This is a genomic window from Pseudoalteromonas sp. APC 3358, from assembly GCF_030408075.1.
Lineage (GTDB): Bacteria > Pseudomonadota > Gammaproteobacteria > Enterobacterales > Alteromonadaceae > Pseudoalteromonas > Pseudoalteromonas arctica.
On record NZ_JASDCE010000012.1, the window covers coordinates 36,534 to 55,994 of the forward strand.

17 protein-coding genes and 10 tRNA genes are annotated in these 19,461 nt (G+C 39.5%); 24 read left to right on the forward strand and 3 right to left on the reverse strand.

What is annotated here, in order from left to right; all coding sequences use genetic code 11:
- Window positions 1-29: 29 nt before the first annotated feature.
- The 3 genes from QL995_RS16845 to QL995_RS16855 form a co-directional block, all read right to left on the reverse strand.
- On the reverse strand, window positions 30-1,688 hold the full coding sequence (locus QL995_RS16845) for an Hsp70 family protein (RefSeq protein ID WP_290294661.1): 1,659 nt from the start codon (window positions 1,686-1,688) through the stop codon (window positions 30-32).
- A 358-nt stretch (window positions 1,689-2,046) separates the two neighbouring features.
- Window positions 2,047-2,123 (reverse strand) — tRNA-Pro (locus QL995_RS16850).
- A gap of 110 nt (window positions 2,124-2,233) precedes the next feature.
- Window positions 2,234-2,857: an arylesterase gene (locus QL995_RS16855; RefSeq protein WP_290294662.1), complete on the reverse strand. Its 624-nt coding sequence runs from the start codon at window positions 2,855-2,857 to the stop codon at window positions 2,234-2,236.
- Here QL995_RS16855 and QL995_RS16860 point away from each other — a divergent pair, their 5' ends adjacent.
- The 24 genes from QL995_RS16860 to QL995_RS16975 all read left to right on the forward strand — a co-directional run bounded on the left by QL995_RS16860 (window position 2,858) and on the right by QL995_RS16975 (window position 19,307).
- Window positions 2,858-3,571, forward strand: a complete 714-nt coding sequence (locus tag QL995_RS16860) for an ABC transporter ATP-binding protein (protein ID WP_008137049.1) — start codon at window positions 2,858-2,860, stop codon at window positions 3,569-3,571.
- The gene (locus tag QL995_RS16865) at window positions 3,561-6,062 is read left to right on the forward strand and encodes an FtsX-like permease family protein (RefSeq protein ID WP_290294663.1); all 2,502 of its coding nucleotides are present in this window, start codon (window positions 3,561-3,563) and stop codon (window positions 6,060-6,062) included. Before QL995_RS16860 ends, QL995_RS16865 begins: the two co-directional genes overlap by 11 nt.
- Window positions 6,063-6,192: 130 nt before the next feature.
- Window positions 6,193-6,717 carry a crossover junction endodeoxyribonuclease RuvC gene (gene ruvC, locus QL995_RS16870; RefSeq protein ID WP_002960649.1) on the forward strand — a complete coding sequence of 175 codons (525 nt, stop codon included), beginning with the start codon at window positions 6,193-6,195 and terminating at the stop codon, window positions 6,715-6,717.
- Between the two features lie 2 nt (window positions 6,718-6,719).
- Complete coding sequence (gene ruvA, locus QL995_RS16875) at window positions 6,720-7,337, forward strand: Holliday junction branch migration protein RuvA (protein ID WP_290294664.1); 618 nt, start codon at window positions 6,720-6,722, stop codon at window positions 7,335-7,337.
- Window positions 7,338-7,344: 7 nt separating this feature from the next.
- Window positions 7,345-8,352, forward strand: coding sequence for a Holliday junction branch migration DNA helicase RuvB (ruvB, locus tag QL995_RS16880; protein WP_007580382.1), 1,008 nt, complete (start codon window positions 7,345-7,347; stop codon window positions 8,350-8,352).
- A 980-nt stretch (window positions 8,353-9,332) separates the two neighbouring features.
- Entirely contained in the window at window positions 9,333-10,037 is a 705-nt protein-coding gene (gene tolQ / locus QL995_RS16885; protein WP_007580384.1) for a protein TolQ, read from the forward strand.
- A complete protein-coding gene (gene tolR, locus QL995_RS16890; protein WP_007580386.1) occupies window positions 10,024-10,452 on the forward strand; it encodes a protein TolR in 429 nt (142 codons plus the stop codon). Before tolQ ends, tolR begins: the two co-directional genes overlap by 14 nt.
- A gap of 4 nt (window positions 10,453-10,456) precedes the next feature.
- Entirely contained in the window at window positions 10,457-11,383 is a 927-nt protein-coding gene (gene tolA, locus QL995_RS16895; protein ID WP_290294665.1) for a cell envelope integrity protein TolA, read from the forward strand.
- 9 nt (window positions 11,384-11,392) lie between these two features.
- Window positions 11,393-12,751 (forward strand): Tol-Pal system beta propeller repeat protein TolB, encoded by a 1,359-nt coding sequence (tolB, locus tag QL995_RS16900; protein WP_165728849.1) that lies wholly within the window; start codon window positions 11,393-11,395, stop codon window positions 12,749-12,751.
- Window positions 12,752-12,785: 34 nt separating this feature from the next.
- Window positions 12,786-13,328: a peptidoglycan-associated lipoprotein Pal gene (pal, locus tag QL995_RS16905; RefSeq protein ID WP_290294666.1), complete on the forward strand. Its 543-nt coding sequence runs from the start codon at window positions 12,786-12,788 to the stop codon at window positions 13,326-13,328.
- A 13-nt stretch (window positions 13,329-13,341) separates the two neighbouring features.
- Window positions 13,342-14,091 (forward strand): tol-pal system protein YbgF, encoded by a 750-nt coding sequence (ybgF, locus tag QL995_RS16910; protein ID WP_024590479.1) that lies wholly within the window; start codon window positions 13,342-13,344, stop codon window positions 14,089-14,091.
- 226 nt (window positions 14,092-14,317) lie between these two features.
- A tRNA-Lys gene (locus QL995_RS16915) sits at window positions 14,318-14,393 on the forward strand.
- Window positions 14,394-14,463: 70 nt separating this feature from the next.
- A tRNA-Lys gene (locus tag QL995_RS16920) sits at window positions 14,464-14,539 on the forward strand.
- A gap of 84 nt (window positions 14,540-14,623) precedes the next feature.
- Window positions 14,624-14,699, forward strand: a tRNA-Lys gene (locus QL995_RS16925).
- Window positions 14,700-14,784: 85 nt separating this feature from the next.
- Window positions 14,785-14,860 (forward strand) — tRNA-Lys (locus tag QL995_RS16930).
- A gap of 83 nt (window positions 14,861-14,943) precedes the next feature.
- A tRNA-Lys gene (locus QL995_RS16935) sits at window positions 14,944-15,019 on the forward strand.
- Window positions 15,020-15,043: 24 nt separating this feature from the next.
- Window positions 15,044-15,119, forward strand: a tRNA-Lys gene (locus QL995_RS16940).
- An 82-nt stretch (window positions 15,120-15,201) separates the two neighbouring features.
- Window positions 15,202-15,277, forward strand: a tRNA-Lys gene (locus QL995_RS16945).
- Window positions 15,278-15,340: 63 nt separating this feature from the next.
- Window positions 15,341-15,416: transfer RNA gene (locus tag QL995_RS16950), tRNA-Lys, on the forward strand.
- Window positions 15,417-15,557: 141 nt separating this feature from the next.
- Window positions 15,558-16,598 (forward strand): quinolinate synthase NadA, encoded by a 1,041-nt coding sequence (gene nadA, locus QL995_RS16955; RefSeq protein WP_290294667.1) that lies wholly within the window; start codon window positions 15,558-15,560, stop codon window positions 16,596-16,598.
- A gap of 175 nt (window positions 16,599-16,773) precedes the next feature.
- A tRNA-Ser gene (locus QL995_RS16960) sits at window positions 16,774-16,863 on the forward strand.
- Between the two features lie 186 nt (window positions 16,864-17,049).
- Window positions 17,050-18,291 (forward strand): integrase domain-containing protein, encoded by a 1,242-nt coding sequence (locus QL995_RS16965; protein WP_290294668.1) that lies wholly within the window; start codon window positions 17,050-17,052, stop codon window positions 18,289-18,291.
- A 21-nt stretch (window positions 18,292-18,312) separates the two neighbouring features.
- Entirely contained in the window at window positions 18,313-18,978 is a 666-nt protein-coding gene (locus QL995_RS16970; protein WP_290294669.1) for a hypothetical protein, read from the forward strand.
- A gap of 77 nt (window positions 18,979-19,055) precedes the next feature.
- Window positions 19,056-19,307 carry a hypothetical protein gene (locus tag QL995_RS16975; protein ID WP_121954309.1) on the forward strand — a complete coding sequence of 84 codons (252 nt, stop codon included), beginning with the start codon at window positions 19,056-19,058 and terminating at the stop codon, window positions 19,305-19,307.
- Window positions 19,308-19,461: the final 154 nt, after the last annotated feature.

Sequence of the window (19,461 nt, forward strand, 5' to 3'; positions counted from 1 at the left end):
TTTTTATTAGTTAACTTTAATAGCTAATTCTAATAACTAAGATAGCGCTTTATATTTTCGATCATACGCTCTATTTTGTGGTTATCGTGTGTTTCTAACACTTCCATAAATTGACCAATCGCCTCGCCAATCTCTCGCCTTTTATCGCCTAGATTTTCTTGGAATAAACGCTCTAACTTTGCTTTAAATGCAGTATTTACAAGTTTGTCTTTAGGCAAAACCTTAAGTGCGTTAAGTCGTGAAAAACGTTCACGTAACTCACTTTCACTCAAGCTTTCTTCATTTTCGCCTACATAAGTGCGGTATTTTTTGTCACTTGCAACATTAGTCACTTCAACCTCAAGTACACCATTAAGATCGTAGGTATATGTTAAATATAACTCTTGTATTATATTTAACGGCTCAAGATTTATTTCTAAATCGCCTAAAAACACATTATCTTTAGGGAGATAATGTTCACCCTGATAAATTTTAATGAGTACTTTTTCTTGTTCAGGGTGAGCTGAATAAACAGAACGAGTTTCGCTTACAGGAATCGTCGCGTTACGTTCTATAATAGGCAAAAACTCAGACTGACCATGTTTGTTGTTTACCTCCACGCCTAAAGTGAATGGGCAAACATCAGTCATTATTACGTCTTTCAATTCTTTAGCACGTGCGCTCATACCTGCCTGAATTGCAGCACCAGTAGCGATAGCATGGTCAGGGTTATATTGAGTTTGCGGTATACGTGAAAACACACGGCTAATTTGCTGTTGAAAAATAGGCATACGCGTAGCGCCGCCAACAAGAATAAGTCCATCAACGTCTTCAAGTGTTAAGTCAGCGTCAGACATCGCACGGTTAATAGGAAACTTAATTCGCTCAATTAACTCGCTACACAATGTACGATAATCTTCCAGAGTGAGGGTATATGAATACGTTTTTTCTTTATATTCAAAATTAAAGCTGGCTGTTGACTCGTTAGTTAATTGGCACTTTAAACGCTCGCACAACGACCAAATATTACGTAGTTCACTATCTGAGAAAAAACCTTTGTACAAATCGTTTTTCTTATAAAGATCTTCTTCAATAACGTTCGTAAAGTCGTTACCGCCTAAGTAGTTATCACCCGATGAGGCGTGTATTTCAAATATGTCGTTAAATACCTCAATAACCGACACATCAAATGTACCGCCACCAAGGTCCAGTACTAAGTAAGTTTGCTCACAGTCTTTATTATCGAGCCCATAAGCGAGTGCTGCGGCTGTGGGTTCATTAAGTAATCTCTCAACTTTTAAACCTGCAAGTAAAGCCGCTTGTTGCGTTGCTTGGCGTTGTTTATTATTAAAATAGGCGGGTACCGAAATAACGGCCTCAGTAATAGGCTCTTGTAAATAATGTTCGGCTTGCTCTTTAAGGCTTTTTAATAAAATGGATGATAGTTCAGTTGCGCTATAATCTTGCGCGCCCAATGAAAAGGTTTTATCAGTGCCCATAAAACGTTTAAATTCACAAATTGTGTGTGCGGGGTGGGTTGCTAATCGATCCCTAGCGGCTTGACCTACAAGAATATAATTATCTTCCGACAAGCCAACAATTGAAGGAACGAGCACATTACCCTCCATATCCGGAATTAACTTAACCGCGTTATCTTGCCAAATACCCACTACGCTGTGGGTTGTACCGAGATCTATCCCTATTTTCATTTTATTTCCTTTACAGAATGACTTAAATCATCGCTATGCTAAGTTACTTAATACAGAGCCTTAAATTCAACTTAGTTTTGCACCAATGCCATTGTACAGTTTAATTAAAAACCTATTATTAATATCTGATTGAAAATTATACGCTTAACTTTATTTTATTAAAATAGGTAGCGGTTCTTGATGAGAGCAAAGAGGTCTTTAAAAGAATACATATTGGAGAGGTGCAAGCAGATTAGTATTAAGGTTGATAACAAAAAAATATGGATCTAGATATAGAGTATTATCGAATTGCTGGAAGTAAAGTTTACTGATGGTTAGGTTTAGATTAACGAAAATTGTTATTTTTAAAGGAATTAATTGGTCGGTATGGAGAGATTCGAACTCTCGACCCCTGCCACCCCATGACAGTGCGCTACCAAGCTGCGCCACATACCGATTTGTATGCAATAGTACGTGTATTTTTTTAAAAATCAATAAGCGATTGTTTGTTTGGGTGTTTATTACGCAAGAGACCTAAAAAGGCACTCTTGCGGTGTATTAATTGGCTAGTCTTTATTTAACCACTTTTTGATCGAGTCATACATCTCATCTCGTATTAATGACTGAGCTTTTTTGTTAGGGTGTAAACTATCGTTTTGCATTAGCTCAGGTTGACCAGCAACATCGAGCATAAAAAAGTTCATTAAATGCGCATTTGTTTCTTCGCTAACGCGCGAGAAAGTGTCTGTAAACATTTTGCTGTAACGCGGACCGTAATTAGGGGGAATGTAAATCTCCATTAAGGCGGTCATCGCATTAGCTGCTTGGCTTTTTTGAATAAGAGACGTTAAGTTAGTTTGCATTTTTTTGACTGGAAAACCACGTAAACCGTCATTAGCACCTAGCTCAATAAGTACATGAGTGGGTTCGTATTGCTCAAGCAATGCATCTAAACGGCGTAGGGCTCCACCAGATGTTTCGCCACTAATACTGGCGTTGATAAGTTCAATGTCGGCTTGTTCGTCATCGTATTTATCTTGTAACAATTTTACCCAGCCTTCTTCTTGTTGAAGTCCGTAGGCTGCGCTTAAACTGTCACCGAGTATTAAAATCGTGTTGTCGGCTGCTGCGCTCAGCGGTTTGATAACTAAAAATAAAATGAATACTAAACGAAGGATTGAATGAGTCATATGTCAGCGCTTTCTCAATTAAATATAATTCAGGTTAATGGTTTGTCTAAAGTAGTCTCTACCTTTGAAGGTGAGCTGCCCATCCTCAGCGACATCAGCTTTAATGTCAAGCATGGCGAGTCTGTTGCTATTGTTGGCACGTCGGGCTCTGGTAAATCAACGTTACTCAGTTTATTAGCAGGGCTGGATACCGCAAGCAGCGGCGAAATATTTTTAGATGGCGAGCCATTACACAATTTAGATGAAGAAGAGCGTGCTGCACTGCGCGCGGCTAAAATTGGATTTGTGTTTCAATCGTTCATGTTAGTACAAAGCTTAACGGCACTAGAAAACGTTATGCTACCAGCAGAACTTGCTGGCGAAAGTGATGCAAAAGAGCAAGCAATTGCTTTGCTTGAAAAAGTAGGCTTGAGCCATCGAATTGACCATTACCCGTCGCAACTCTCTGGCGGTGAACAGCAACGTGTTGCTATTGCGCGAGCATTTATTGGTACACCTAAAATACTGTTTGCTGATGAGCCTTCGGCTAACTTAGACAGCAAAAACGGTAAAATGATTGAGTCGTTATTATTTGATTTAAACACGCAACACGGCACTACGCTTATTTTGGTTACTCACGATGAAGGACTTGCACAAAAATGTGAGCACATTATTCAAATAGAAGCGGGTTTACTGGTAAAAAGCCAAGTAGAGGACGTTGCTAATGTGGGTTAAGTTAGCGCTTAAGTTATTTTCGCGAGAATTTCGCCGTGGTGAGCTAACAGTTATAAGCGCAGCTATCGCCCTTGCTGTTTTAACCGTGCTTACACTGTCTATGGTTACTGAGCGAATAGGGCAAAGTATTGCGCAAAAAAGCAGTGCTTTTATTGCAGCAGACCGTGTACTTGCAAGCGATCATGTTCTCGACACTGCTTTTATTACTAAAGCACAGAGCCAAAATTTAAAAACGGCGCAAATGGTGTACTTCGACACTATGTTGTTTGCCGATGATGAAATGCAGTTTAGCTCAGTAAAAGCGGCATCTAATGCGTACCCGTTAAAAGGGCAGTTAAAAGTTAAGGATACCTTAACAGGTGAAGCTAAGGTTGCTAATAGCGGACCAACGCCTGGTAATGTGTGGCTAAGTGAATCAGTATTTTACAGTTTAAATATTGATATAGGCGCGCAAGTAGAGCTTGGCGCTGCATTATTTAATGTTTCAAAAGTTATTGTAGAAGAGCCCGATGCGCCATTTAATGTATTTTCGAGCAGCCGTCGCGTGCTTATTAATATTGACGATGTGGCAAAAACCGAAGTTGTGCAGCCAGGTAGTCGTGTTTATTATCGCCAACTTTATGCAGGTAGTGAGGCCGATATAAATAGCTTTTACGAGTGGCTTAAACCACAAATGAAAGAAAACCAACAATGGTACGGCGTTAAAGACCGTCAATCACCTATTTCAAATAGTTTAAACCGTGCAGAGAGCTTTTTATTACTTGCCGGCCTATTAGGTATTATTTTAGCCGCAGTGGCTATAGCCGTTTCAGCAAAACGTTATTGTGAACGACAATACGACCCAGTAGCGATGATGAAAACACTAGGCGGTAGCCGTTCAATGATCCGCAAAATATACATGCTCCATTTATTGCTTGTATGTGCAATGGCGGTAAGTATTGGGCTGTTAATTGGTTATGGCTTGCAAGAAATAGCAACAAGTTACTTATCGAAAAGTATGGGCACAGAGCTACCTTTAGGTGGTTTTAAACCTTGGCTGGTGGCTATAAGCACTGGCGTAATTTGTGCTGTTATGTTTTCTATTAAACCGTTATTTGATTTATTTGATATTCCACCGCTTAGAGTGCTGCGCCGTAACTTAGGTGACAAGTTGGCAGTAAGTCGTGTGCATTTAGGCATGAGTGCGCTAACTGTTTTTTTATTAATGTGGTTATTTAGTAACAACATAAAAATAACGCTTATTTTGTTTGCCTCAACGCTTGCGCTAATTGGTGTGTTGTTTTTGATATCTAAATTAATATTTGGTGGCGGTCGAAAGCTTGGCTTAAAACCTGGTAACAGTTGGTCGCTTGCAATTGCGTCTATTCAAAAGCGTGCAAATGTGAACGCGGTACAGTTAATTAGTTTTTCGTTAGCGATTAAATTACTGCTGTTTTTAGTGGTACTTAAAAACGACATGATATCTGATTGGCAGTCGCAACTTCCAAGCGACGCGCCTAATGCGTTTTTAGTTAATATTACGCAAAATGAGCTTGAGCCAATTAATGAGTATTTAGCACAAAAAGATATTCAGGTATCAGAGTTTTATCCCACTATTCGTGGACGCATAAATGCGGTAAACGGCGAGTTGGTAGCACGTTCTGTATCGCTGCAAGACAACGAGAAAAAAGACGAAGAAGCACGTGCAGGTATTGGCCGCGAGCTAAATCTTACATGGCTTAAAGATGTGCCTGACCAAAATGAAGTAACACAAGGTACGTGGTTTGGTGAAAATGCGATGGCTGAAGCCTCAGTAGAGGAGTCGATGCTTGAGCGTTTAGATGTTGAGATAGGCGATACGCTTACATTTTTAATTGGTTCGCAGTCGTTCGACGCTAAAATTACCAGTGTGCGCAAAGTTAATTGGGCCACGCTTAAACCTAACTTTTTTATTATTTTAAGCCCAGATGTACTTGCAGATTTTCCAGCAACGTATATTTCGTCGGTACGTATAAACCCAGATCAAAAGCGTGACTTTAGCCAGTTATTGCGCACTTACCCTACTATTACAGCGATTGATATTGATAACTTTGTTAAGCAAATACAAACAACTATTTCGCAAGTATCACTCGCCATTGGCTTTGTACTTGCAATTGTTGTGCTGTGTGGCGCGCTTGTACTTATATCGCAAGTGCAAGCTAGTTTAGGTGAGCGTATGCAAGAAATTGTCATACTGCGAACGCTTGGCGCTAAAAGCCGATTAATTAAAAACGCGACCTTGTACGAGTTTTTATTACTAGGGGGTTTAGCTGGCTTAGTTGCTGCATTTTTTAGTGATATAGCGCTTTTAATTGTGCAGCAACAAATGTTTGATTTAGCAGGTAAGTTACATCCGCATATATGGATTATTGGTCCGGTAGCTGGCGGTGTATTTGTGGCTGGTTTAGGCTATTTAATGATTGCCCGAACACTTAAACAAAATACCCAAGGATTAGTGCGTGCCCTAGGGTAAGCTTAAACTAACATGCTCCTTCAAATGCCCACCTAACACGTGGGCATTTTTGTTTTTCTTTGTACTGGTAATTTATACAGTGCTCTGGCATTATTAGCGTAATTTAAAAATAATAACAATGGAGTGCTGTTTGGCCATTATTTTAGGGATCGATCCTGGTTCACGTTTGACCGGATATGGCGTTGTTGCCCACCAAGGTTCTAAATTTACATACTTAGGCAGTGGTTGTATTAAGTTAGCCGATCATCCTTTTCCGGTTAGGCTTAAAATGATCTATCAAGGCATTACACAGCTTATTGAGCAGTTTTCGCCAGAAACCTTTGCCATTGAAAAAGTATTTATGGCGCATAACCCCGATTCTGCTTTAAAGCTTGGCCAAGCTAGAGGCGCTGCTATTGTAGGTGCTGCAATGGCCGACTTGCCCGTATTTGAATATTCAGCTAGGCAAATTAAGCAAGCAGTAGTAGGTAACGGTGGCGCTGATAAAACTCAAGTGCAACACATGGTAAAAAATATTTTAAAACTACCAGGTACGCCACAGGCCGATGCAGCTGATGCACTCGCTATTGCGATTTGCCACGCTCACTCAGAACAAAATTTAATTAAACTAGCGGGTAGCGCAAGCAAAACCGTTAGAGGACGTTTAAGGAAATAACTATGATAGGCCGCTTAAATGGTATTTTAGTCGAAAAACAGCCACCAGAAATATTACTCGAAGTAAGTGGTGTCGGTTACGAAGTACAAATGCCAATGACCTGTTTTTACGATTTACCAAAAATTGGTGAAAACGCGATTGTTTACACCCACTTTGTAGTGCGTGAAGATGCTCAGTTATTATTTGGTTTTAATAATAAAGTAGAACGCGCTTTGTTTAGAGAGCTATTAAAAGCAAACGGCGTTGGGCCAAAACTTGGCTTAGCTATTTTATCGGGCATGTCGGCAAAGCAATTTGTAAGCTGTGTAAATAACGAAGACTCAACGTCGCTAGTTAAATTACCCGGTGTAGGTAAAAAAACAGCCGAGCGTTTAGTACTCGAAATGAAAGACAGATTAAATGATTGGGGTAATGATTTATTTACGCCATTTAGCGACAGCGCAGTAATAGAGCCAATGAGCGATGCGACAATAGCTAATAACGCAGCCGATGATGCCGTATCGGCACTGCTTGCATTAGGTTATAAATTGCCACAAGCTCAAAAAGCAGTAAAATCGATAAGCAAACCCGATATGTCTACTGAGGTTCTTATTAGAGAATCTTTAAAATCAATGTTGTGAGTAACCCATGATTGAAGCGGATCGCTTAATTGATGCGACTGAAAAAACAAATGAAGACTCTATAGATCGTGCAATAAGACCAAAACTTTTAGCCGACTACAGAGGCCAGCCTCATGTTAAGCAGCAAATGGAAATTTTTATTGAAGCTGCCCGAACCCGTGGTGAAGCGCTCGATCATTTATTAATATTTGGCCCACCAGGGCTTGGTAAAACCACGCTTGCAAATATCGTTGCCAACGAATTACACGTAAGTATTAAAACAACATCCGGCCCTGTACTTGAAAAAGCAGGCGATTTAGCTGCGTTACTTACTAATTTAGAAGAAGGCGATGTACTGTTTATTGATGAAATACACAGGCTAAGCCCGCAAGTTGAAGAAATACTGTATCCAGCAATGGAAGACTACCAGCTTGATATAATGATTGGTGAAGGCCCAGCTGCGCGTTCTATTAAATTAGACTTACCTGCATTTACACTTATTGGTGCCACTACGCGAGCAGGCTCGCTAACATCGCCACTACGTGACCGTTTTGGTATTGTGCAGCGATTAGAGTTTTATTCTGTAGAAGATTTGTCGCACATAGTAGGGCGCTCTGCACATTATCTTGGTTTAGAAATGTGTGATGATGGCGCAACCGAAATTGCACAACGTTCACGTGGTACACCACGTATTGCAAACCGTTTATTACGCCGTGTACGCGATTACACACAGGTAAAATCTGACGGTACAGTAAATGCCGAAGTAGCTAAGCAAGCGCTTGATATGATTGATGTAGATAAAAGTGGTTTTGATTATATGGATCGCAAATATTTACTCGCCATAATTGAAAAATTCATGGGCGGCCCAGTAGGACTCGACAATGTAGCTGCAGCTATTGGTGAAGAGCGTGAAACAATAGAAGATGTAATAGAGCCGTTTTTAATTCAGCAAGGATTTATTCAGCGTACTCCGCGTGGTCGAATAGTGTCTGACAGTGCATATCATCACTTTGGTTTACTTCCTAAAAAAGACTAGCCTCATCATATACATTACTTGCTGTGGTTTTTTGCGCAGCAGGTAATTGACTCAGTATCTCTTTCTTTCAAATATTTATACGGCTGGTATTTTACCCAAAACCTCAGCACACTGTTGCAAATGTTATTTCAAAATACTTATACGCTTTATAGTTAACTGTTAATTCACAGGGCGTTAAGACTCGCGAAGCTATCCTGCGTACCATTCAAACTAGTAACCGAATTACTTATTGTAAAATAGGTAGGGCAATTATTAGTTTATAAATAAAATATGTAGCGCACTAAATTGTAGGCAAAAAAAAGCCCGCAAAAAATGCGGGCAAACAACAAGTTGAAGGAAGTAATCCAGGGAACTACGTTTTACTGAATTTGGTTTTATCCAGAAAGAGTAAAACAATGTAATACGATAAAATATCCTATTACTAAGAACTTGGCTTAATGAAACTATCTCATTCGGTGCGCTAGTTCGGTATGGGAGAATAATACGTAAGATCATCTTTTTGTTCAAACTAGAAAATTTGTATTTTCAGATTAGAAAAACTAATTCGGCGAATTTTATTGTTGTTTGAATCTTGCGCGTTAATTAATCGTTAAATTTATAAGTTAATGAAATTTCTAGCTTAAGTAATTTCTTTTGATGTGGCTCGGTATTAGTTTTACTGTTACGTGAAGGTAAGGCTTATAGGTTTTGAGTGTTTATGCTCTTATTTTGAATAAACGGCGCATTTTATGACGTTTTACTTATATATTTACGCATATTTATAGTTAGCGAGTTTATTTAAAAGATTAAATAAAATACTGAGGCAAATGGAAATGCCAACTAAAGCTGTTTTTTAACGTTTTTTGTTGCCTATTCATAGCAATACCGTTGTCAGCTTGAAATGGACTAGATACACTAGATGCAACTTTTGACCGTATAAACGGTCATATTTACACAAATTAACCAATTTGCCGTATTTTGAAATTACTTAGGAGTTTAACGTGGGATCAGGGCTTAATTTTTTAGACCTAATTTTAGAAGCAAGCTTGCTTGTTCAGTTAGTGATGTTAGGGCTAGTTGCCATGTCTGTAATGTCGTGGACAATTATATTTCAGCGTAAAAAAGCAATATCAGATGCACTATCAAATGCTAAGAAATTTGAGCAAAAATTTTGGTCTGGTATTGATCTAAGTAAATTGTATAACGAAATATCGTCACGCAGCGGTCAGTCTCAAGGTATTGAAGCCTTATTTACTTCAGGCTTTAAAGAGTTTGCTCGTCATAAAAAGAATACATTTCAAAGTGCGAGTATTGTTATGGAAGGGACGCATCGTTCTATGCGTGTTGCGCTTTCTCGTGAAATTGAAAAAATTGAATCTAGCTTATCGTTTTTAGCAACGGTAGGTTCTATTAGTCCGTACATCGGTTTGTTTGGTACAGTGTGGGGTATTATGAATGCCTTTATTGCACTAGGTGAAGTTAAGCAAGCTACATTACAAATGGTAGCACCCGGTATAGCAGAGGCACTTATTGCGACTGCTATGGGTTTATTCGCGGCAATTCCGGCCGTTATTGCTTATAACCGCTTTTCAAACAGTGTTGAAAAGCTTGAGTCTCACTATATTAACTTTATGGAAGAGTTTGCTAATATTTTACACCGTCAAGCAGCTACACAAATAGAGGCACAAGCGAATGTATCAGCGTAAAAAGCGCCGTCCGGTCGCAGAAATTAATGTAGTACCTTACATTGATGTAATGTTGGTATTACTTATTATATTTATGGCAACAGCACCGCTTATTACACACGGTGTAAAAGTTGATTTACCTAAAATGGAAGAGTCTGATTTAGTTGATACTAAAGATACTCCGCCCATTATTGCTTCAATTGATGCAGAGGGTAAATATTATGTAAGCGTAGGTACTGATCCTGAAGAGCCTATGGAAGCACTTGATGTTGCTGCGGTTATAAAATTACAGTTAATGAAAAACCCTGACGTGCCAGTTATGATTAAAGGCTCGGGTAAAGTGTCGTATCAAGAAGTATTATTACTAATGGATTTTTTGAAAAATGCAGGCGTACCATCAGTAGGATTAATGACTGAATCCTTTGAGGGGAAGTAGCTGTATGAATAGTTCAGTAGTAAAATCGATAGTACTTCATTTAGGCATTGGTGGTTTTTTGTATGCGTCTGCAAACATTCATCCGCCAGCACCTAAAGTAATGGAAGTAACGCTTAATTCGGCTATACCTACGCCAGATAAAGCAGTATCAGCCGTTACAGTTGATCAAAAACAAGTTGAGCAAAAAATTGCTGAACTTCAAAAGAAAGAAAAAGATAAAAAAAATGCTGAAGACAAACGTATCCGCGATTTAGAACGCAGAGCGGCCAATGCACGTAAGCAACGCGAATCTGAATCTAGGCATATTAAAAAGCTAGAGCAAGAACGTAAAGCTAAAGAAAAAGAAACAGCCGAGGCGCAAGCACAAGCTAAAAAAGCACGTGCCATTGAGCAAAAAGAGCGCGCTAAAGCTAAGCAAGCTGAAAAGCAAAAGCAAGAAGCTGAAAGTGCAGCAAAAGCTGCTGCTGATAAGCGTAAAACCGAAGAAGACGCACTTAAAAAAGCAGAAGCTGAACGTAAAAAACGTGAAGAAGAAGCAAAAGAGCGTGCAGCCGAGGCAGAACGTAAACGCCAGCAAGCAATGCAAGAGCAAATGTTACAAGAGCAACTTGCCAAAGAGCAGGCTGCCCGTAGTAAAATACGTCAACAACAAGTGGTAAGCGAAGTTGATAAGTACCGTGCATTAATTATGGCGCGTATTCAGCAAAACTTATTGATTGATGAAAAAATGAAAAACCAACAGTGCCGAGTAAATATTCGTTTAGGTTTTAATGGTTTAGTAACGCAAGTTAAATCATTAGGTGGCGATAAGTTGGTATGTGAAGCTGCATTAAGAGCAGTGCGCATGGCCGACACATTACCGGTATCTAAAGATAAAGACGTATTCGAACAACTTAAGAATATTAATTTAACAATCAAGCCAGAATTTTAAAGGAATGATATGTTCAACAAAATAAAAATAGCCTGTTTAGTTTTACTGTTTGGGTTTGTGGGTGTTGCTAATGCAGCACTTGAAATTGTAATAACTGAGGGTGTAGACGGTGCAAGGCCCATTGCTATAGTACCTTTTAAGTACCAAGGTGTTGGCCCAATCCCTGAAAAATTAAGCAGTGTTATTGCTGCCGATTTAATGCGCAGTGGTAAATTTAAACCTGTAGATGTAGCGCAGATGCCACAACAGCCAACCAAAGATAGCGAAATTGATTACGCATCTTGGGTTAATAAAGGTGTGGAAGCGATATTAGTGGGCGAAGTTGAGCAGCAAACTGACGGGCGTTACTTAGTGCGTTATGAGTTAGTTGACGTGATCCGCGGCCAAATTACCGGTGGCAACACACAAATGATGAGTAATGGTAAGCTAGTTAAAAGCCAAGATCATATTTTGGAAGCGCGTGAAAGTGTTATTGGTGAAAGTGGTTTTCGCCGTTACTCTCATCGAATCAGTGACGTTATTTATGAAAGATTGACTGGTGAAAAAGGCGCATTTTTAACTAAAATTGCCTATGTAATAGTACGTGATAATGATGATAAGCCTTATCAGTTAGTTGTTGCAGATTATGACGGATTTAATGAGCAAGTATTACTTCGCTCAAAAGAGCCTTTAATGTCGCCAGCGTGGTCACCAGATGGTACTAAGTTAGCGTATGTAACGTTTGAAAACCGTCAAAGCCAAATTTACATTCAAGATATATACACAGGTAAACGTGAAATAATAGCAAGCTACCGTGGTATCAATGGTGCACCGCAGTTTTCGCCAGATGGTAAAAAACTATTATTAGTGCTTTCTAAGGACAAGACGGGTGCAACAGAAATTTACTTGCTTGACCTAGCTACACGTAAAGAAACACGCTTAACAAATCACCGTAGCATAGATACTGAGCCATCTTGGCACCCTAATGGTCAAGATATTGTGTTTACATCTGAAAGGGGTGGTAATGCTCAGATTTATAAGTTAAATTTAAAAACTGGTAGGTCACAGCGACTCACCTTTGATGGTGATATGAATCTTGCTGGTTCAATAACACCAGATGGAAAAGAATTAGTGATGGTTAACCGTACCAACGGGCAGTACCATCTTGCTAAGAAAGAGCTGGCTACAGGCGCGTTCCAAGTATTAACGAGAACACGCCTAGATGAATCACCGAGCATAGCGCCAAATGGTTCGATGATTATATATAGCACGCTTCATAATAATAAACAGGTACTTGCGCTAGTATCGATGGACGGCCGCTTCAAGGCACGGTTACCTGTGCTAGACGGACAAGTAAAGGCACCAGCTTGGTCGCCATACTTACAGTAATATTACTGGTTTACTCAAAATAGGAATCTACTCAATGAAACTTAACAAAATACTTAAAGGCCTGCTAATTGCTGTGCCAGTAATGACATTAGCAGCTTGTAGCTCATCTTCAGATATTGATGAAGGTGCTGCAAACAAATCAAATCAAGGCGTTGTTGAGCAATCAACTAACACTGATACGGTTGAAGTTGCTACAATTTCTCCTGAGCAACAAGCAGAAGAGCAACTTCGTCAAAAGTACGAAGCACTTCGTCAAGAGCAAGTAATTTACTTTGATTTTGATACTGCGACAGTTGAAAGCAAGTACGCAGACTTACTTCGTGCACATGCTGAGTTTTTAGTTCAAAACTCATCAGTTAAAGTACTAATTGAAGGCCATGCAGATGAGCGCGGTACTCCAGAGTACAATATTGCACTAGGTGAGCACCGTGGCCAAGCCGTTGAAAAATACTTATTAAGCCTAGGTGTTTCAGCTAGCCAAATGTCAGTGGTAAGCTACGGTGAAGAGAAGCCAATGGTTAAGTCTCGCACTGAATCAGCTTTCGCTAAAAACCGCCGTGCGGTACTAGTTTACTAAGATAAGAGATATTATGAAGCCGAAAATTATTTTGGCAGCCATGATATTGAGCGGGAGCACCCAGTTAATGGCTGCTCCCGCTCCTGTTTCAGAAGCTGCGAGTTCACAATCAAGTATTGAGAAGCGATTAGCGTCGCTTGAGAATATGATGCAACAGCGTAACTTTTTGCAAGTAGAGTTACAGCAACAGCTTAACTTGTTACAAGACGAAGTAAGCCAAATTCGAGGTGTAACCGAAGAGCAAAGCTACAAGCTTGAAAAAGTACTGCAGCGTCAGCGTGAGTTGTATCAAGAAATTGAAAACCGCGTGAGCCAGGCTTATACACAGCCAGCAGCAGCTCCCGCAACTGATTACACGCAACAAAGCAATGCACAGACCTATAGCAGTGACTTATCTGAAAACGAAGCCTATGAGCGCGCTGTTGCGTTAATAATGAAAGATAAACGCTATGACCAAGCGATTCCTGAATTTCAAACGTTTTTAACTACCTACCCAAACTCTGTCTATGCGTCTAATGCGCATTATTGGTTAGGGCAGTTGCTTACTATTAAAAATGATGGTGTAAAAGCAGTAGAGCACTTTAAAGTCGTTGTGAACGAATTTCCAAATTCTAATAAACGCCCAGATGCGATGCTAAAGTTAGGCACACTTTTACAAGATCAAGGTTCAGCGGCGCAAGCACAAAAAATATTGAGCGATCTTATCAATCAATACCCAAGTACAACCGCTGCAAAACTAGCAACTGATCGTTTAGGAAACTAAAGTTCACTAGCGATTAAATTTCTAGTTAGGGCGAGCAAACTACATGGAAACTCTCGAAGAATCTTGGATTTGCATGTAGTTTGAGCACAAACGGTTTAATTTTGTGCATCTAGACATAAAAACTTAAAAAAAGAGACAATTTCGGTTGCACTCATTTTATAAATAAGTATTATAAGCGCCCGCAGCAAACGAATGGTTACCCCACTCGAAATGCGACAAAAAGAGCGGGTTATTAGCTCAGTTGGTAGAGCAGTTGACTTTTAATCAATTGGTCGATGGTTCAAATCCATCATAACCCACCATTCTTTGAATGGTCTTTTATCGGCGGATTTACGTAGAATACTAAGTTGTTATAAAACGCAACGTCAGAGCGGGTCATTAGCTCAGTTGGTAGAGCAGTTGACTTTTAATCAATTGGTCGATGGTTCAAATCCATCATGACCCACCATTCTTTATTCTTTGTGAATAGTGTGTGGCATCAATCGGCGGATTTACGCAGGCTTTAACTTAGAAATAAGTTAGCAACTGGAACGGGTTATTAGCTCAGTTGGTAGAGCAGTTGACTTTTAATCAATTGGTCGATGGTTCAAATCCATCATAACCCACCATTCTTTATTCCTTTGAATAGTGATTGGTTCCAATCGACGGATTTACGTAAAGTAGTAAGTTGCATTTAAAACGCAACAATAGAGCGGGTTATTAGCTCAGTTGGTAGAGCAGTTGACTTTTAATCAATTGGTCGATGGTTCAAATCCATCATAACCCACCATTCTTTATTCCTTGTGAATAGTGTTTGGCATCAATCGGCGGATTTACGTAAGCTTCATTCATAATTGAATAAGTGCATAGAGCGGGTTATTAGCTCAGTTGGTAGAGCAGTTGACTTTTAATCAATTGGTCGATGGTTCAAATCCATCATAACCCACCATTCTATGAAAAGTTATATAAGAGCGGGTCATTAGCTCAGTTGGTAGAGCAGTTGACTTTTAATCAATTGGTCGATGGTTCAAATCCATCATGACCCACCATTCTTTATTCTTATGAATAATGTTTGGCATCAATCGGCGGATATACGTAAGCTTCATTCATAATTGAATAAGCGCATAGAGCGGGTTATTAGCTCAGTTGGTAGAGCAGTTGACTTTTAATCAATTGGTCGATGGTTCAAATCCATCATAACCCACCATTCTATGAAAGTTTTAATCGGCGGATTTACGCAGCTTTTTACAAAGCAGATTTATATTAGAGCGGGTCATTAGCTCAGTTGGTAGAGCAGTTGACTTTTAATCAATTGGTCGATGGTTCAAATCCATCATGACCCACCACTCTCTAATACTTTCCTTTATATTCTTTTTTAAATTCCCATTCTATTTTTTATAAACAGCTTAACTAGTTTGCTGTTATTTATGTTTATATTCTCGTATAATTCGCCGCAATTAATGCTCCGTAGATAAGTGGTCGAGAACATGAGTCTAGCTCAAACTATTATGCCTGAAGGTTATATTTTCCCCCCTAAGCCAGCACCGTTAACAAATGACGAGCAAGGCGAATATAAAGCGCGTATAAAACAATTACTAAAAGATAAAAATGCAGTACTTGTTGCACATTATTATACCGATCCTGAAATTCAAGCACTTGCAGAAGAAACCGGCGGCTGCGTTGCCGATTCGCTAGAAATGGCACGTTTTGGTGCACGTCACGATGCAGATATGATCATCGTCGCGGGCGTGAAATTTATGGGCGAAACAGCCAAAATTTTAACGCCAAATAAAACGGTTGTTATGCCAACGCTTGAAGCGACGTGTTCGCTAGATATTGGTTGCCCAATAGACGAGTTCTCAGCGTTTTGTGATGAGCACCCTGACCGTAAAGTGGTTGTGTATGCAAACACCTCTACCGCCGTTAAGGCGCGTGCAGATTGGATTGTAACCTCATCATGTGCACTTGAAATAGTAGAGCACCTTGATGAGCAAGGCGAAAAAATTATTTGGGGCCCAGACAAGCACCTTGGTAGTTATATTCAAAAAAATACCGGTGCTGATATGCTTATGTGGAATGGTGCATGTATCGTACATGACGAATTTAAAACTAAAGCCTTAAAAGATATGAAAGCACTGCACCCAGATGCAGGCGTATTAGTTCATCCTGAGTCACCAGCAGAAATTGTTGCACTTGCCGATTCCGTTGGATCTACGAGCCAATTAATTAAAGCAGCGCAAACAATGGACAATAAAAAGTTTATTGTAGCAACCGATCGCGGCATCTTTTATAAAATGCAGCAACTATGTCCAAATAAAGAGTTTTTTGCGGCTCCAACGGCAGGTGAGGGCGCTTCATGTAAAAGTTGTGCACACTGCCCTTGGATGGCAATGAATGGCTTAAAAGCGATTGAGGAAGCCCTCATAAGCCCTCAAGGTAAAGAAGTATTCGTTGATATGGATTTACGCGAAGGCGCACTTAAGTCACTTAATCGCATGCTTGAATTTACTGCGAGCATGGCTAAGTAATTTTAAAAGTATAAATTAAAACGGTTAGGTCTTAGATTTAGCCGTTTTTTGTGCCTATAGATAAGCTATTGCTTGATAAGTAAGCATTTAAAGGCTCATATTTAAAAATGCCTTGCACCTTAAGGGTCTATTTCATACTATAGCGCGCTGTTGCATTACACAATTGCAGCACTGTGGAGGGATGGCTGAGTGGCTGAAGGCGCACGCCTGGAAAGTGTGTTTAGGTTTATCCCTAACGAGGGTTCGAATCCCTCTCCCTCCACCATTATTCAATATCAGGACGTCTCAGGACGTCCTTTTTTGTGCCTGTAACAAAATAAAATCAATGACTTAGCGCGTTACCTCGTCCCATCCTGTTTCACCCAAGCTCAAAGCTTTAGTATCTAATATGGTATTCCCTTAATAAGCTGCCATAATAAAGGATACTAAATTGGAGTAGGGTTCATTTTTTATGGCAAGATCAGCGAAGCAGCTTACCGATACAGCGTTAAAGAAAGCAAAAGCAGAGGATAAAGATATAATTTTATCTGATGGGAAAGGCCTACAAGTAAAAGTTAGAAAGAGTGGTTCTAAGCTCTGGAACTTTAATTACTACCATCCAATTACAAAAAAGCGTATCAACATGGGGTTAGGTAAGTATCCCGATATATCAATTGTTAATGCTAGAAAGCTAGCGCAAGAAGCTAGGGAGTTGGTTGCTCTAGGGACTGACCCTAAAGAACATAGAGACGAAACTTTAGCTTTTAAAAGAGCACAAGAAGAGTTAACGCTAAATAAAATCGCTTTAGAATGGTTTGAGGTTAAAAAACAAAGTTTAACCAAAGACTATGGTGAAGATATTTGGCGATCGTTAAACAAGCATGTTTTATCGGTTATTGGCAAATACCCCATTGGTAAAATTAATGCACCACAAGTGATTAAGATTTTAAAACCTATAGAAGCAAAAGGAACTTTAGAGACGGTTAAGCGGCTATGCCTGTATTTAAGAAAGATCATGATACACGCAGTTAATAGTGGCTACATTAATGCCAATCCACTTGCAGGGATTAGTGAGGTTTTCAAAAAGCCGCGAAAACAAAACATGCCTTCGTTAAAACCAGAGGAGCTGCCTGAATTAATGCAAACACTTGCTATAGCATCAATTAAGCGCGTAACTCGTTTTTTAATTGAATGGCAGTTACATACACTTACGCGCCCAGGTGAAGCTGCTGGTACTCGATGGGATGAAATCGATTTTGGTAATAAACTTTGGACTATACCCCCTGAACGCATGAAAAAGCGCAGAGAGCATGTTATTCCTTTATCAAAACAGGCTTTAGAGTTATTGGAGGCAATAAAACCAATTTCAGGGCACAGAGAGTTTGTTTTTCCGTCAGACAGAAACCCTAGAAATCATATCAACAATGAAACAGCTAATATGGCTCTAAAACGTATGGGGTTTGAAGGTAGATTAGTAAGCCATGGCTTACGTTCGCTTGGGAGTACAACATTAAATGAGCATGAGTTTAACCCAGATGTAATAGAAGCCGCACTTGCGCATGTAGATAAAAATCAAGTTCGTTCTGCTTATAATAGAGCTGAGTACATAGAAAAACGCAGAGAGCTAATGAATTGGTGGAGCGACCATATAGGCCGAGCATCTCAGGGTACACTGTCGGTAACAGGGCATAAACACCTTTTAAAAGTTGGTTAGAAGATAAAATAAGGATATAAAATGGCTTTAACTCAAATGCAGATTATTCAATCACTAGGTGAAGCTATGAGCTGGTTAGAAAGGGAGTTAAGTTGGGATGTGCCTGCAACAGAGCTAAGACATTTAACTGGTAGAATTGGGGAGCTTTACGCTGCACTAATCACGAATGGACGTATGGCAACAGAGGTTAACCAGGCGGGCTATGATGTTGTATCAAGCAAAGGCGAGCGTATATCAGTTAAAACAACAGGTAGGATGCATACAGGCGGCCATATTAGCTTTAATACTAATACGTTAGAATTGGTCGATCGTATAATTATTTTAAGAATCAATACAGACGAAATGCAAGTTGAAACTTTGTTAGATATGCCAGTTGAGCAAGCTAGATTACTAATGAGTGATGCAGCAACGGGTAAAAGCTGTATTACAATGAGTAAGTTAATAAACCCACCTGTTAAGCCACGTGTATTACTAAACGTAAAAGAAGCAACATGGAATAACTACAAATTAGTAGAGCTTGAAAATGGCACCATTGAAGTGTTTTTAAATCACGAGCTTGTAACACCAAGTAAGCCTTACCTGCGTGATATTGCTAAAGAGTTAGGTGTTTCAATTTTAAATGGCAACGGGAATCCATTTAATACACGGCAGTTGGGTTCTGTGTTGATTAAAGAATTGCTCAATTAATTACTAATAACATGGCTTTACTGAATGTACTTAAAAAGGTACATTGATTTCTTAACTAATAAAATAAAGCAGGGAATATGAGCGATTTAGTAGAATGTAGCGAGTGTAAATTAAAATTCGATTTGGATGAATACGATAATTGTCCTGATTGTGAAGACGACTTAATTGAGTGTGAAGTGTGTGAGCACAAGTTTAATTATAAACTCAAAAGCTGCCCTAACTGTGATGAAAACACAGTGCCAGAAGGTACTGAATGCGAGTTTTGCGAAAAGCCTGCAGTGCGCTATATGCAAGATAACCCGGTTTGTGAAGACCATTTCCAGCAGTAATCAAGTTTACTTGGCTCATAATAAATTGTAATGAGCCATTTCCTCGACTCAAGAGCTCTAAGCTAGAGGCAATATGCCTTATTATTTTTATTATATAAGTATTAACCCTGAGCCATATTACCTCTACTACGAGCCTCTTTCTGTGAATAAATCC